This window comes from Lysinibacillus sp. BS3 (genome assembly GCF_039614735.1).
GTDB classification, from domain to species: Bacteria; Bacillota; Bacilli; order Bacillales_A; family Planococcaceae; genus Lysinibacillus; species Lysinibacillus capsici.
The window spans coordinates 581,128-595,834 of sequence record NZ_CP154860.1; the positions used below are offsets into that span (position 1 = coordinate 581,128).

A 14,707-nucleotide genomic window follows, 5' to 3' on the forward strand; every position below is an offset into this window, starting at 1 on the left:
AACCACTTAGGTGGTGTGAATCAGTACTGATATTTTAAAATATCGTAGGTTATACTTTCCCACTTCATTGTAAATACGATTTGAAATTTTACTAAATTATTTGAAATGTTTAGGACTTAGCAAGCCATTCCGTTAAAAATTGTTTCAACAGTAATTTTTGATGTACTGAAAAAGGATTGAATTTTGTTTCAGTCCTCACCATTATATTAGATATGATAAAGTCTTTATTTCGGTTAAAGCAAATATACTCACAAATAAACCTAGTTATTGTATGTTTATCGTTTATTTGGATTATTTCAGTCCATAGCCAATAAAGAATATTTGAGACTAAATCTATCAAAAATTCTACCTTTAAATCTTCATTTTTAAAATAATTAAAAAGTAGTTGCATTTCATAATCCGTAACGTAATTTTTCTCTTTTATATAACAAGTGAAAACTTCATCTGTAATTGGTATTAATGTATAACCAGCCATTATTAGTTTACCCATTAAGAAATTTTGTTCTTCTTGCGTTTGAATTTTTCTGAATTTTAATAAATTCATTATATCTAGCGTAGAAATACAGTTAATATTAAATTCATTTTTAGCTATATCTCTTACAGTTGCACTATCAATTAACAGATTTAGTGATTGATTTTTACATATTTCAAAAATGTTTTCTAAGAATGGAATGTCTTTAGGATTAGAAACTTGATCTTTAATAACATTACCAACCATTATGCAATTTTCTTTAATCCAGTTAAGTATATACTCTTGATTTTGTACTGCTTCTTTTACTTGGCTTGGAGAGTATTCGATTACTTGTATTTTTTCATTTTCATATGACATTGTCTTAATACCATTGTGAATAGAAAGTTTATTATTGTAATATTCATGTAAGGCTGAATCAAATTGTTCTTGTTGAATATATAACTTGAATTCTGATTTAAGCATGTCAAGTAAATTTAAATGATTTAACATTAGTAAGGTAGTAAAATCACATAATATTCCTTTTGAATATAAAGCAATTTTTAAACCTGACACTAATTCCTCTATAGACCCATTTATAACCTTTATAGGAAGATCCTTATTATTAATTACATATGCCCATGTTTCAAAGGGGTTTCGATTTAAGATATTGACTAGAAAATTTATAGGTAGTTTATACTTAATAAATAATGTAATAGGTTCTTCTGTAGATTCCTTTGGCTGTTTTAAGTTAGAAATTAATTCAGAAGATACTTCATCATTTTCTAATACTGTAATTTTTTTGAAAATAGGATCATCATCTGGAAATGTACTTTCAAAGTTTTTAATAATATTTTGGTATTCTTTTATCCAGTTTTCTTCAGGATCATTAATGAACTGATTCAGCGTTGAAAAATTGTAAAAATAAAATCCCCATATTTTTGCGGAATTTTTTCCTACCAGGAGAGCTTTATACGCATATTCCATTGATTTCCTATATTCCATTGCTTCTTTATAGGCAAAACTTATTAACTGGTAATCTTCTATATTTCCACGTTTATTTACTTCATTTTCTGCAGCAGATAAAATTTCAAGGCAAGTTTGGATCTCCCCTTGTTGATAAAAGCAATTTGCGTAACTTAATTGGTATTTTAATTCTCTAGTTTGTTGATATAGTGATAAATAATTAAGCTTTGCCTTTTCATACCATCCAAAATTGAAATAAATAGTTGCAATTACCTCAGATAGGATAACAGATTTAAAAGGCAATTTCTCCTCAAAGTCAACTATTGTTTTGTATTCACCAAGTTCATAGAGAGTTTGGATATAGCGACTAACTATAGATTCGTGTTGTATCCAATTAGGAATTGTAATTATAATTTCTTTTAACTTTATATAATCATCTTTAGTGTGTTTATTGTAATAAGCTATACTTAAGATTACTTTTATAGATACCTTATCTTGATAATTGAATTTATCTAAATTGGGTTCTAAAAGAGATATCGTCTTTTCCCAATCTTGTTTTTTAAAGGCATAATATCCATTTAAAATGTCTTTGAACGAACTATTAAACTCGTCGATATTAAATGTATTAATTAATTCTATAATTTCCGCATGCTTTAATTTTGCAAACAACGCATCAATATATTTAAAATAGTATGAGAAGTTAGTATCGTTAGGCTCCCCCAGTAATTGGTTTTCTTGTAGAAGTTGTACTGCTTTAGCAGGAATGCTTGAATTTATATATGAATCAGCTAAGAGTAACATTTCATCTAAGTCTAAACCATCGATAGTTTTTTTCTCTTCTAATAAAACTATAGATTTTTCCCATTCATTAGAACCAATAATATTAAGAAGTAGATTGTCAAATATTTTACTTCTGTAATTTTTGTCTTTTTGAAATAATTCTTCATACAGTATCTTAGCTTCTGAAAACCTATTTGTTCTAAAGTAAAGACAAGCTTTTAACTCTTTTATTCTATCTAAAATATAAAAGTTCTCGGTTGTTTGCTTTTCAATACTTTCAAGAAGTGGTAGCACCCCTTTAAATGTAAGTTCTGGATATACAATTTTATTTCTAGACAGATTAGTCTCTAATTGTAATACTAATGCTTCAGCTTTTATTAATAACCAAACTATATTAAATTGATTATCTTGTAGTTTTTCACTTGCAAGATTAATGACTTTTTCAAACTCTTGCAAAAGAATCCATATACTAGCTTTTGTTTCCTCGAATTTTCCGTCTGATTCACTTTCAATAATATCAATAGCTTCTTTATATTTATTTTGGCCTATTAATACATTTAATAAGACACTAAGGTTTTCAGAAGTCTCTCCACCTATTTCAATAGCTTTTCCAATGTGAATTTCTGCTTTATTAAAACGTTCTTCAAATATGTTTATAAGAGCTAAAAAACGTTCTTTTCTAGCTTCGTTTTTGCAGTGTGTGATGGCAGTGTAGAGGTGTCGAATAGCCTTTTCAAATTCTCTAGTTTCAATAAAAGTATTTGCTATTACTATATGTAGCTCTAAAGTTTCGTCGGGCTTTAGATTTGGTTTATTTAATCTTTCAATAGCTTTTTCTCGAGCACTTTTTAAGAGACCTTTTTTCATTAGATCATTTAAATCATTAAATTCAGTAGGGGTAATTATTTCTTTTAAGTAACTATTATTCTCTTCAACTAAATTAGTAGTTAAAGCTTGCTTTTCAATCACTGTATTAAAGCCTTCTTTAATTGTTTCTTCTAAAGTTCCGATTTTGTATAGTAGTTCTAAAAATTCTGGATCCCAATTTTTTGTTTTATAGTCATTCATACAAAGAGCTATTAATTCAAAAAAGGGTTTTATTAAATCTTGGTACTCTCGATACGATTCCATATAGGGGTCGAGATTTAGTTCGTGTGTATTAATACTTGCTGGTGCCTCTTCTAAAATCCAGCGGAATACCTCATTTCTGTTTATAGAATCGTCTAATAAAGCTACTGCTAATTCATCAGGAATATTCAATACTGCTTTTGCGTCTTCAATAGCTGCTTTAAAAATAAGTGTAGTTTTTTGCGTATAATTGTCTCTTATCCATTTATCTTTAATATCACGAAAAATTTTTGTATTTGTAACTTTAGGAAGCAGATAGGACATAAATTTAGGAGCAATAGTTTTTAAAAAGATAATCGATGATGTAGTATTCAATTATATTCACCTTTCATACATGATTTATTTTTCGTATTTATTAAGTATATGGTCATGGGGCAACTACTGAGAATATTGAGTGACTGCTGATACACCACAGGAGTGAAGTAGTAGGGAAGAATGACAACTGTCTCTGAAACGTGTCCTTTAAAATATAAAAATAATGGATCCAATAGGTAATTTTATTTTAAAACAAAGTAGACTAGAGGCAAACCTTCCAGTGAAGTATTATAAGGTAAAGCATTTCTGAAAACTACCTATAAACCATCTTTAAATAATCTCCCTTTCTTATACCGCCTTTATATTTCTTCTGGATTATGGTAATAATCATTTGGACATCTAGCTGACTGATTATATGTTCTTCTGCATTTCAAAGATAGTTTGTAAGAGGTAATAAGTACACATTTTACATACGTCTACAGTATATCAGACATCCATGCAGTGCTATTGTTCTGCTGGTTTTATTGAAATTAAATAAGCTAAAATATTCAATTTTTTACTTTAAAAGGAATTTCAATTTGTCCAGATCGAACTTTTAGGTTCCTTTGGATATCTTAAAGTAACCAATTCCACTTTTCATATTTCAGTTCCTTCCTCACCTTTCACTTTAAATGCTTCAAGTTGTTTGTGTATGCTGCTTATAATAGCTTCATAAGAGAAATTAAAGGTGTTTTTATTTAACTTTAATTCCTGTTCCCTTTTATTTGTATCTCTTAATTCTCTTACACACTTATGTAAGATGTGTTAAAATTTTTGGAATTCAAAGTAATTTCTTTTCGCACAAATTAAACAACTATATTTTTAGCCCCGTTCTTTTCTTAGAACGGGGCTATACTTATTGAAGGTTTTGAAATTAATAACTTTAATTGTTTAATTCTTTTGCCTTATAGTAAATAATCATTCTGGATAAAAATATCTGTCAGGTGAACACTTTGTATTAACCATAAAATCTGTATCCCTAAGAGCTTTAATTGTATCTTTTCATTGTAGTTCCTTTTCAGTTTAATTTAATTTATAACCAAAATCCTATATAAAGTTATAAATATAAAAAGTAATACATAAAATAGGAATATAATATTATATAAGTAGTTCTTTTTAATATATCCTCCAAAATATAATAACCATATTTTCTCATAAAATCAATATTAAAATATATTTTACATATATAATCTATTTTCAACGCAGACTATATAGAAAACTATTTATAGAATTCTTTTAACCATCAATATTCTTATTATGGTTTCAAATAATTCAACATCTCAGCATTCAAAAATTTCAATCCTGATACTCCCTTTAAGTATTTTAAATCACATGTGTTATAGCTTTATTCTTTTGAAATATGTCAGTGCCTTATACAAAAGAAATACTAATTCATCATTTATCCAGTTAACTCAAATTAAAAGGATTCATCAAATTCGATGAATCCTAAAAATAACTAATAATAATTAAAATATAACTTTGCCATCCATACATTATGTGATTAAAAATAAGAAATTCTAAATCACCTCCTTAAAACAAAAAAGACTCACTATATAGTCAGTCAAAATAAAGCTTATCAAATATTTTACCCATCAAGAAAATAGCTAAAATAAAGCTAATAATTCCACCACTGCTTATAGCCAATAACGAAAACATCAGGTGTGGCACACCATATAATGACCATAAACGTAAAAAGACCAGGTAACTACCTAAACATCCAACTAGAGCAGCAATTATATAACCCAAAATCAAAGTAGGATTTTTTATTTTTTGTCTTGCCTTAGTTCCTAGCACGATTAGTCTCCTTTCTTACGGTCCATTTTCAAGAAATGACTCCCTAATAAAATGACCTATTTAGAAAATTCAAATGTCACTTTGTCACCAGTTACTTTTAGTTTTGCATCAAACGATTTATCAGTTTTCGATTTAAAGCCTTTTATGACTGACGTAATCCCTTTTTCTAATAAATCATTGATATTTTTTTCCGTAAGCTTTTTAGTTGCAATTATTTTATTAATCGAAAACTTACAACCATTTTTATACTCGCTGCACCCTAAAAAAGTTTTACGATCTATCATTTGACCTTTCTTACAACAAGGACAGTTACCTTTGTTATTGTTTGCTTGTTCTATCTTTATTGTTTGCTCTATATTACTAACTTGTCCTATTTTTTTCGGTGCTTCCTGAATTAAATTCATGATAAAAGCTTTAATATTAGAAATAAAATTCTCAGGTGAACTTTTTCCAGTTCCGATTTCTTTTAGCTTTCCTTCCCATTTAGCAGTCATTACTGGACTTGCAAGTAAAGTACCCTCTATTGCTTCACATAAAATTTTGCCTTTATTCGTCACAGAAACAATATTTTTCGTTACTGTAATATACCCATTTTTCTTAATGGTTTCGATGATACTAGAACGTGTGGCCTCAGTCCCCAACCCCTCTACCTCGTTTAAGATTTCCTTATCACTTTCATCATCTACTGTTTTCCCAGCGTTTTTCATTACTTTAACTAGATCACCTTCTGTATAGGGCTTAGGAGGCGTTGTATGCCCTTCTTTGCTTTGAAGGATACTTAATACTCTTTCATCTTTTGAAACGCTAGGAAGCACCTTATTACTGCCATTTTCCACATGTTCTTCATCATCTGATTGTACAAATAAAGCTTTCCAACCTTTTTCAATTTCTACCTTTCCAACAGTTTCAAATTTCACATTATTTACAGCTGTGACAATTTTCGTTTCCTCATACAAGTAGTCACTATGGAACATAGCAAGTGTATTACGCAAAACCTCATCATAAATATGCTTTTCTTCAACCGATAAGCTGTTTAATGTATTAGCACTAGGTATTGTCTTAGTTGGTATTATGGCATAATGCTCTTGAACTTTTGTGCCATCTACATATCGTTTATTAGCAACTTTATTAGGGGTAAAATCGACATTTATTAACTGCATATAATTTTCAACATTGTTTGACAAGTAAACAAATTCATTTTCAGTAATGAAATTTATACTGGTACGAGGATAAGTGACTATTTTTTTCTCATACAAAGACTGCATTATTTCTAACACTTTAGAAGGGCTGTACTTCCATCTTTTATTAGCAATCTTTTGTAGTGTTGATAAAGAGTGTAATCTTGGTGATTTTATATGTTTCTCTTTTGTCTCTATTTCTAAAACTTCACCTGTAATTTCTTTATTTAATACCAGGTTTTTTTCTTCTAAAAATGAAATTAATTCTTTAAGTGTATCTGTCTTAACCTTTGCCTTACCTGTATATTGGCCATTTGTTGATTTAAAATGGCCAACTAATTCGAAGAATGGCTTAGATACAAAGTTCTCAATCTCTTTTTGGTGTTGGTAGATCATATAAACTAATGGGGATTGTACACGGCCAATACTTAAACTTGCATTAAGACCTTTATTTTGCAAAAGCAAACTATACAAAGGACTAGCGTTCATTCCTACAAGCCAATCTGATATTTGACGAGTTTTTGCTTCGCTGTACATTAATAAATCTTTCTCATTTGATTGTAAGGATTGAAAGCCTTTGACAATTTCATCTACTTCAAGTGAGTTAATCCAGAGCCGTTTAATCGTTTTATTTTTTGCACCTGTCATGTTGAAAGTAGAATAGAATATATTGCTACCTTCACGATCAATGTCACATGCGTTGATTACTACATCAGCGTTATTAATTAGCTTCTTTACAGCATTAAATTGAACTTTTTTATCCTCAGAAACCTTATACTCAAATTGTGCTGGAATGATAGGTAAATTTTTAATATCCCAGTTTTTCCATTCTTTTCGATATTCCCCTGGCATTTTCAAGCCAACAAGATGTCCAATTCCCCATGTGATGACTGCTCCATCTGGAAATGTGCTACAAGGTTTTAGTTCAATGTGTGTTTTTTCTCTTTTTGCTACTTCAAAAGCTTCGGCATAAGCTTTTGCTTGTGAAGGTTTTTCGGCTAATATGACTGTATTCATTCTAATAACCACCTTTTATATATTTTTGACTTTAATAAACAGGCTACATATTCAAGTTAGATAACCTTGCAAATAGTTCACTTTCTTCTATATTTTTAGATGATTCTAAGTTTCTATAAAGTTCTTCATTTTGAAACTGAAGCTTATCTAGTAACTGGTTCAGTTCATCATAAGGTAAATATATTTCTAACTCAGATATATCGAAAATGCTATTGAATTTTATAGTGAGTGCGGTATAGCTAACACCCCATCCTGAACAAGTTTGAAACCAAAATTCCCACTCAGTTAAAGCTAACAAAGTTATAAGTTCGTGCTTGTGAATAGATTTCCTGATATAAGGTAATGAAACAAATGCACTTGATGACAGAATAAGTGAGTTTAATATATTCATCTTTTCGCTGTTAAGGACTGGTTCAGAAAGGCTTTTTATTTCTTCTAATCGTTCCTTAATCAAGGGAAGAAATTCATTTTGATAGGGCAACTCTAATGTTGTTAAATCTACAGCTTGAATAATTTCATCATATGAAATTTCATTTTTAAAAAATTCATTTAAGATTTCTTTATTGAAGAGTCGTCCATATCCACCCCAGTACATAGGCATATAGAGATTTTCAAAGTGAGATTCTTTAAATAACAAAAAATGTATAGGATTTGCAGTGATTGTTTGATCAATGTTTATTTGGTTCAATAATTTAATTAAATTCATTTTTTCACTACCTCCTCAAGTAAGCAATTCCCATGAAAAATCAATTCTTTATGTTCTTCAATCCATTTATTCACATAACTTTGTAAATCTTTTACTAAAACAGTCATCGTATTAAAAACAAAGAATACATTTTCCCCTGTATCTCCAACGTACTTTATGGTATTATCATCAAGCTCAAAAACCGCAACCTCAATCATATTTCCTATATCAAGTACAACCTCAACTAAATATTTTTCACCGTTGTATTCATAGCGATATTTTGAAACAGTTTCTTCTTTACCAAGCCCATAATTTACAGGAACGTTTTTTAATTTGTAATCGTGCAACATGATTATTTCTTGTGTAAAAAACGAAGTTGTTTGAGCTGGGTAGTTATCACGAATATCAAATAATTCCATATTATTTTTCATCAGTTCCATAAACTCAACTTCTGAAACATCTTCAGGATTTAGAACACCATTAATCAAAATATCTTTTGTATATGACGTTTTCTCCCATTGCAAAGTATAAGAGCATCCAAATTCTCTTAAAAGTTTTATATTGGGTTCAAAATTCAAAACATTTTCTGTATCAATAAAACATCTAATAAATTCAAATAAATAACATGAATTTCCATTACCAAAATCAATTTTTTGTTCATTTAATTCATTTTCTGACTCAAATAATTTTTCGTTTCCTTTAGTATCAAACACTTTAAACAACACATTTACGCTTGTGGCCCCAATATTAACGCCTTTGTACATAAATGGCGTATCTGCTAAAAATACATAATCATAACCTAATCTATATTTTTTCATTTGTTATACCTCTCTTCAATTAAGTGCCAAATGGCAAAACTTATCCCGCAACTTTCACATTTATGCGATGTACAGCCTACTGTTTGCTCTTGTTCATATATTTTTTGCTCCCTCTCACACCAGGGACATTCTACAGAAAATGGTTGAATAATATCTTCATTTGTTTCTTCTGACATTTCAAACTCCTCCTTTATCATTAACAATTAAATTATGTTGTTTCTGCTTTTTATGAATAATTATTTTCTGAACTAAAAATAGAACCGCATTTAAAACAAGATAAATTACAATTATTAATGTTGTACTTTCCTGGTTTCCTAAAAACGATAAGCCTAACAATGTACATAAAGATAAACAAAGCAAAAAGGATTCTAATATGGTTTTTGACGTCCGAAATGTAAATTTCAAGCTTAGTGACAATGCGAAGGAAGTCGTAATTAAAAAAACCATAAGCCCCTCGATACCTTCACGTACATTGTCACTACTGATAAAGGTTGTTAATACACACACTCCATCGATACTTAAATAAAGCATTGTTAATATCAAGAAACACTCACTCAACCTCTTTAAAGGCTTTAAAATTGCCATATTACACACTCCTTCCGTTCTAAATAATTAAATTTGATCTACAAAGCCTGAAAAACTCCCTTTGATAAGAAAAAGGACTCACCAATTTTGATGAATCCTTAACCTTTGAATATTTGTTAGATTTTAAAAATCTTTTCACTAACGTTCATAAAATCCTTTGTCTTGTTTTCTAATTGTTTTTTTCTCTTTCATTAGTTTATTTTCTTGCTGCAGATCATTTATATCAAAATCAGGAGGAACATTCACAAGATTTCTTAAAAATATACCACTATCAACTAGCCATTTGAATTCCTCTTCAATGTTGTAATTGTGATCTTTCGCTATATTTTCATCAACTTCTATTACCGCAATCATTTTTATTTTTTCAGCCATAGACACATCTCCCTCAATGATAATAACAATAGTTGTTTAACTGCTAAGACTCACCAATTTTGATGAGTCCTGATCTCTTTAAAATTAAATATTACTTTTCACTTTTTTAAGGACAAAATTTCAACTGGTTTTAAACCTAACTTTTGTCTATTTTCGTTTACTCGTTCTCTCCCCCCTTCACAGTATTCTGAATCCAACTCAAAACCAATCCAGGAACGTTTTGTATTGTCACATGCTACAGCTGTAGTAAATGCTCCCATACAGTTATCTAACACTGTGTCACCTGGATTTGTATAAGTTAGGATAAGATACTCAAATAGTGATAATGGTTTTTGTGTCGGGTGCCAAGTTTTGCTGTCACGTGGAAAATCAATTACTGACTTAGGGTAGTTTTTCCTTTTCACGATATGTGGTTTACTTAATGTTTCATTTCTATCTCCTAGTATTTTCATTTTAGGAGAATTTTTTATTAATACAGGCTTACAATATATAACTCCTTGCGGATTGTATGTCGGCAGTTTTTTATAAAAGACACATACATTTTCATGATTTTTTAGTGGCATCTTATTGGCATTTGGGAATCCTGTTGTGTGCTTTCCTTTCTTCCAAATCCACTCATATCTGAACAGTTTAAGATTGGACATAATTAATTTACTAGTGAATGGCTGGCTTGCCGTTAATACAATAGCTCCGTTATCTTTGATAACTCGCTCGTACTGCTCCCACAAAAGCTCAAACGGAATAATCGTATCCCAACGACAGGTAGTCGTTCCATAAGGAAGATCTGTCAGGATTAAATCAACCGACTTGTCTGGTATGTACTGCATACCCTCTAGGCAATCCATGTTATAAATAGTATTTTTGTTAATGTTCATAGCTTTTTTCCTCCCGACATATTATAATTAAATCAGGAGAACAAGCGTTCTTTTACATACTTTTTAAGAGGCTTGAAGGGACAAGCCTCTTTAATTTTTCAATAAAAATAACGCTAGTCAAATTGACTGCGCTTCCTTAACGTTCATATGCAATACATCTTCGCTTGTGTTTGGTACCCACTTCATTTTTCAATACTTCATCATGAGCACCAGGTATTTTTTGTTGCAACTCTTTCTCTACCTGGACTGACTCAGTTAATTGGCCACCACGCTGCTTTTCATCAGCATACAAAGCGAGTTCCTTTAAAATTTCCTGATGTTGCGGATCAGTTAGCTTATTTTCTGCAATGAGTTGATCATATGGACTCTTGTACTCTCCATCACCAATATCCAATCGATCTGGATTAACTAGATCGACTGTATCTCCGTTTGGAATTAATACATGGTATCGAGTTTTGAGATAACTATATGCTTTTTCTTTATCAGAAAACACTTCCTTTTCAAGCAGCGCCATGCGTTCATTTCCTTCAGCAAACCCCATTAATTCATTAGACATTAGTTCACTTTCAGACCATTGGATTAGGATCTTCGGATTAGTCACTTCTTGCTGATTAATGAGGGCAAAATTATCTTTAAACGTATTATTAAACACCTGGATAAAATCTGCATTTACTTGCTCAAAGGTAAGTAAATCATCACTGACACTTCTAAGTTGATCCAATTCCTGTTTAAATGCTGGATGTTGTAATTGCTCAACCTTATTAGTGATTATGTCATGAATAATTTCTTTTAAGTCCTCAGCTTCAATTGCACGCAAGCTGGCATTCGATAAAGCCCCGTACTCGATTAATAGCAGCTGCACAGGCTTCATTAATTCGTTCTCTTTTGCACGTCGTATTTCTAAAAAATGATTATCGATGGTTTCTATAAATTCACTCGCTGCTGTTCTCACACCATTTAATAACATCTCTTTATCTTTTAATTCTTTACCTTGTTGTGTCCAGCTGGCCAAATAAGAAAGACTAAAATTTTCAGTATCAATTCCATATCGACTGGCCACGACATAGGACACCATTTCTGCTTGAAATTCACGTTCTGCTGTAGTAAAGCTATCTCGAACATCAGGAGTGTGCAGCCTAGCATGTGCTAACTCATGAAGTAACGTAGTAACATTTTCGTAAGCTGTATTTCGTGGGTTTAAGGCAATTATTTTTTCATATGGATAAGCAACTCCTTTCGCTACTCCTAATTCACGTGGAGGTACTGGTAATATTTCAAACCCAATATTTTTAGATACTTTATGCAAGGCTGCTAACATTTCACCTTCATTTTCTATCACTCCATCCTGGTGATACTGGCCAAAGATTTCAGAGACAGGCATCCCTTTCTCTCTTGCATCTGTTTGGGTATATTCAAATACATGGCCAATTTTAAAAAACAACTTTTTTTCAGTTTCTAGCACGCCATTTTTAATTTGTGCTTTCTCTCTTGAATTAGCGAATTGCATCTGTATCCATTCATCATCCCGTTTAAAATATGTGACAGGTGTAGGGACAAATATTTGAATCCCCTTCTCACCTTTTTTAACAGATACACCCTTGTCCTGCCAAAACTTAAATGAACCTACTGCTTTTGCACCCATGAACTGATTTTGAATCAAAGCCATGTTACGCAAGGAATAGTTATAAAATATTGACATAAAAGCTAAATGCTCTTTTAAAGCATCCTCAGTTATAAAATAGGAGCTTAGTTGATTGGTCATTTTCTCTGATAATTCTTCGATCTCTTTTTGCTTTTCCTCTGCTGTTTTTGCTGTATATTTTTTACGTGTCATCACCATAATCTCTACTCCTTTAAAGTTCTTCAGGTATCAAATGGGCATCTGCTAATTCATGACGTTCTGTTTCAGGAAAATATTCAAGTAATGAGGTATCCATAATTATTTCATGGCTTTCTTGATTGAATGGCACAATAAATGTACCTTGTTGAATTGCCCCAAAGATAAACTGTCGATTATCCTCTGTTAGATCTATTTTTAGATCTACACTATTTACTCGAAGCGTAACATGCTGTTCTTCTAACTCTTTAATAAACGCATATTGAATGTTGTTCATTTTTGCCATCCCTCTTATTTTCAAAATTTTTTAATTCATTAAATGCATTCCACCAGCTTTTAATGATTTCTTCTGCAGCCTCTTTCGAGGGCATGTTTGTAAGTTCTTTTAGATATTTTTGTGATCGATAATAAAAAGTTTGGTCATCATCGTACTCACATAGTTCATCCAAAGCCAGCTCTCGATGTATAAGATAATTTTTTCCATCAAGGTTCTGAATTAAATAGTTCATGGGGGAAATCCATCTACTATTTTCGTCAAAGAAACCAATTTCTTTTGGAGCAGACATCACAACAATATCTAGATTATTATCAATACACGACATACACATTGCCCCATGATAAGGTTCTCTAATTACATCAAGCACTTTATTACATGATTCACATTTGACTTGGTAGGACATTTAACAACCTCCTCTAACGCTCGTATCCATCTAACATGCGGTCAAATTCTTCCATGTTTCGTTCTTTTTTAAAGTCGTGGTACGTTTTTCGTAACCGATAATTCAAATTATTTAGTGCCTGGTTTAACCCTTTAGAAACATGTAAATTTTGACGATACATAGGAGCTTGATACTTCCTTTGGGATTTAGATAGTTCAAACCAACGATGATCGGCTTCCTTTTGATAGGCACGCATTTCAGTTAAAACCGCATTACCCATACGTTTTTTTAAATCATCTAATTTTGTTTGTTTATAGTTTTGATACTTGCTACCTTCTCCATACTTTTCTTTCATGACTTCAACTTCTTCATCCAGTAGCCGATGAAGATCTATCATTTCATTTTTATAGTAACGTTTTAAATATATATCAACGATCTGATCAATATACGGCCTTGCCCCATCAATTGACTGATAACCATACCTCCATTGAGAACGATCTTGCGGTAATCGTTGAAGTGCCTCTCGAAAAAGCCTTTTCGTTTGACGATGTGTAGATAAATCGACTCCCTTTTCCTTTTTTAAATTCACACTACCTCGTATCAAATCGGTTATAAGATTACGTTCTTTTGTGCGATCCATAATAAGGTTGGCCACTTTCGACTTCATTTTATCAAGGGAACCTTGTTTTCGTTTGGCACGTAGTTGTTCTTCCCATTTACCTGTTTCAAAATTCTTTGTCCACTTTTTAACCCGTGTAGGTATCGGCTCAACTGTCGCTATATGAACATGAAGGTTGTCTGTGTTGTAGTGAATAGCTGCAGACCATACCGCACTATCGATCATATTCTCTCCTTTTAACATTTCGTTTACTGCAGCGCGCACAATATTTTTCATTTTCACTTCATTAACCTGTCCACCCTCATCCATTAATCCATACTTTTGTAGCCAAGTGTTATCAAAACTAATCACATCTTGCCATAGTGGAGAACCATTTTCTTGAGCCTGCTTGAACAAATCTTTTAATGAATTTTTTTGATCCATATTGATAATATCTTCAGTAGATGAAAACAATGCACCTTGCTTGTTTTCATCTCCCATATAGTCCATATACTGATAAAAAACAGAAAAGGAATCATTTTCATCAGTAATAATTTTCTCCTTCACTTTCGCAGCATCACGATCAATATAACTAATAAAATCCTGATACTCCTCGCTGGATGGCATAACAAAGCGACTTTTTAAAACAACGCCAGGAGAATTATTCATCTTT

General features: G+C 31.2%; 13 protein-coding genes. All 13 read right to left on the reverse strand.

Translation table 11 applies throughout. The features are described 5' to 3' along the window. Window positions 1-109 precede the first annotated feature (109 nt). Window positions 110-3,637 (reverse strand): hypothetical protein, encoded by a 3,528-nt coding sequence (locus tag AAJG31_RS03005; protein WP_279494838.1) that lies wholly within the window; start codon window positions 3,635-3,637, stop codon window positions 110-112. Window positions 3,638-5,173: 1,536 nt separating this feature from the next. After that, window positions 5,174-5,410, reverse strand: a complete 237-nt coding sequence (locus AAJG31_RS03010) for a hypothetical protein (RefSeq protein WP_279494837.1) — start codon at window positions 5,408-5,410, stop codon at window positions 5,174-5,176. A 56-nt stretch (window positions 5,411-5,466) separates the two neighbouring features. Next, the gene (gene topB / locus AAJG31_RS03015) at window positions 5,467-7,605 is read right to left on the reverse strand and encodes a DNA topoisomerase III (protein WP_279494835.1); all 2,139 of its coding nucleotides are present in this window, start codon (window positions 7,603-7,605) and stop codon (window positions 5,467-5,469) included. A gap of 43 nt (window positions 7,606-7,648) precedes the next feature. Next, window positions 7,649-8,311, reverse strand: a complete 663-nt coding sequence (locus tag AAJG31_RS03020) for a hypothetical protein (RefSeq protein WP_225340976.1) — start codon at window positions 8,309-8,311, stop codon at window positions 7,649-7,651. Further along, window positions 8,308-9,108, reverse strand: coding sequence for a hypothetical protein (locus tag AAJG31_RS03025; protein WP_225340975.1), 801 nt, complete (start codon window positions 9,106-9,108; stop codon window positions 8,308-8,310). Before AAJG31_RS03025 ends, AAJG31_RS03020 begins: the two co-directional genes overlap by 4 nt. Then, entirely contained in the window at window positions 9,105-9,284 is a 180-nt protein-coding gene (locus tag AAJG31_RS03030) for a hypothetical protein (RefSeq protein ID WP_225340974.1), read from the reverse strand. The genes AAJG31_RS03025 and AAJG31_RS03030 overlap by 4 nt, the downstream gene beginning before the upstream one ends. A gap of 1 nt (window position 9,285) precedes the next feature. Continuing rightward, window positions 9,286-9,693, reverse strand: a complete 408-nt coding sequence (locus AAJG31_RS03035) for a hypothetical protein (protein WP_225340973.1) — start codon at window positions 9,691-9,693, stop codon at window positions 9,286-9,288. A gap of 138 nt (window positions 9,694-9,831) precedes the next feature. Then, window positions 9,832-10,065, reverse strand: a complete 234-nt coding sequence (locus AAJG31_RS03040) for a hypothetical protein (RefSeq protein WP_225340972.1) — start codon at window positions 10,063-10,065, stop codon at window positions 9,832-9,834. Between the two features lie 98 nt (window positions 10,066-10,163). Further along, the gene (locus AAJG31_RS03045; RefSeq protein ID WP_279494831.1) at window positions 10,164-10,940 is read right to left on the reverse strand and encodes a site-specific DNA-methyltransferase; all 777 of its coding nucleotides are present in this window, start codon (window positions 10,938-10,940) and stop codon (window positions 10,164-10,166) included. A 136-nt stretch (window positions 10,941-11,076) separates the two neighbouring features. Beyond that, window positions 11,077-12,780 (reverse strand): LPD25 domain-containing protein, encoded by a 1,704-nt coding sequence (locus tag AAJG31_RS03050; RefSeq protein ID WP_066036875.1) that lies wholly within the window; start codon window positions 12,778-12,780, stop codon window positions 11,077-11,079. Window positions 12,781-12,793: 13 nt separating this feature from the next. Further along, a complete protein-coding gene (locus AAJG31_RS03055) occupies window positions 12,794-13,054 on the reverse strand; it encodes a hypothetical protein (protein ID WP_066036876.1) in 261 nt (86 codons plus the stop codon). After that, on the reverse strand, window positions 13,026-13,457 hold the full coding sequence (locus tag AAJG31_RS03060) for a hypothetical protein (protein ID WP_083225254.1): 432 nt from the start codon (window positions 13,455-13,457) through the stop codon (window positions 13,026-13,028). Before AAJG31_RS03060 ends, AAJG31_RS03055 begins: the two co-directional genes overlap by 29 nt. Before the next feature lie 13 nt (window positions 13,458-13,470). After that, entirely contained in the window at window positions 13,471-14,703 is a 1,233-nt protein-coding gene (gene mobP2 / locus AAJG31_RS03065) for a MobP2 family relaxase (protein WP_066036877.1), read from the reverse strand. Window positions 14,704-14,707 lie beyond the last annotated feature (4 nt).

Bases quoted from the DNA above. Each gene is read 5' to 3' on its own strand.
- topB (WP_279494835.1), bottom strand. From the start codon at position 7,605: ATGAATACAGTCATATTAGCCGAAAAACCTTCACAAGCAAAAGCTTAT.
- AAJG31_RS03020 (WP_225340976.1), bottom strand. From the start codon at position 8,311: ATGAATTTAATTAAATTATTGAACCAAATAAACATTGATCAAACAATC.
- AAJG31_RS03025 (WP_225340975.1), bottom strand. From the start codon at position 9,108: ATGAAAAAATATAGATTAGGTTATGATTATGTATTTTTAGCAGATACG.
- AAJG31_RS03030 (WP_225340974.1), bottom strand. From the start codon at position 9,284: ATGTCAGAAGAAACAAATGAAGATATTATTCAACCATTTTCTGTAGAA.
- AAJG31_RS03035 (WP_225340973.1), bottom strand. From the start codon at position 9,693: ATGGCAATTTTAAAGCCTTTAAAGAGGTTGAGTGAGTGTTTCTTGATA.
- AAJG31_RS03040 (WP_225340972.1), bottom strand. From the start codon at position 10,065: ATGGCTGAAAAAATAAAAATGATTGCGGTAATAGAAGTTGATGAAAAT.
- AAJG31_RS03045 (WP_279494831.1), bottom strand. From the start codon at position 10,940: ATGAACATTAACAAAAATACTATTTATAACATGGATTGCCTAGAGGGT.
- AAJG31_RS03050 (WP_066036875.1), bottom strand. From the start codon at position 12,780: ATGGTGATGACACGTAAAAAATATACAGCAAAAACAGCAGAGGAAAAG.
- AAJG31_RS03055 (WP_066036876.1), bottom strand. From the start codon at position 13,054: ATGAACAACATTCAATATGCGTTTATTAAAGAGTTAGAAGAACAGCAT.
- AAJG31_RS03060 (WP_083225254.1), bottom strand. From the start codon at position 13,457: ATGTCCTACCAAGTCAAATGTGAATCATGTAATAAAGTGCTTGATGTA.
- mobP2 (WP_066036877.1), bottom strand. From the start codon at position 14,703: ATGAATAATTCTCCTGGCGTTGTTTTAAAAAGTCGCTTTGTTATGCCA.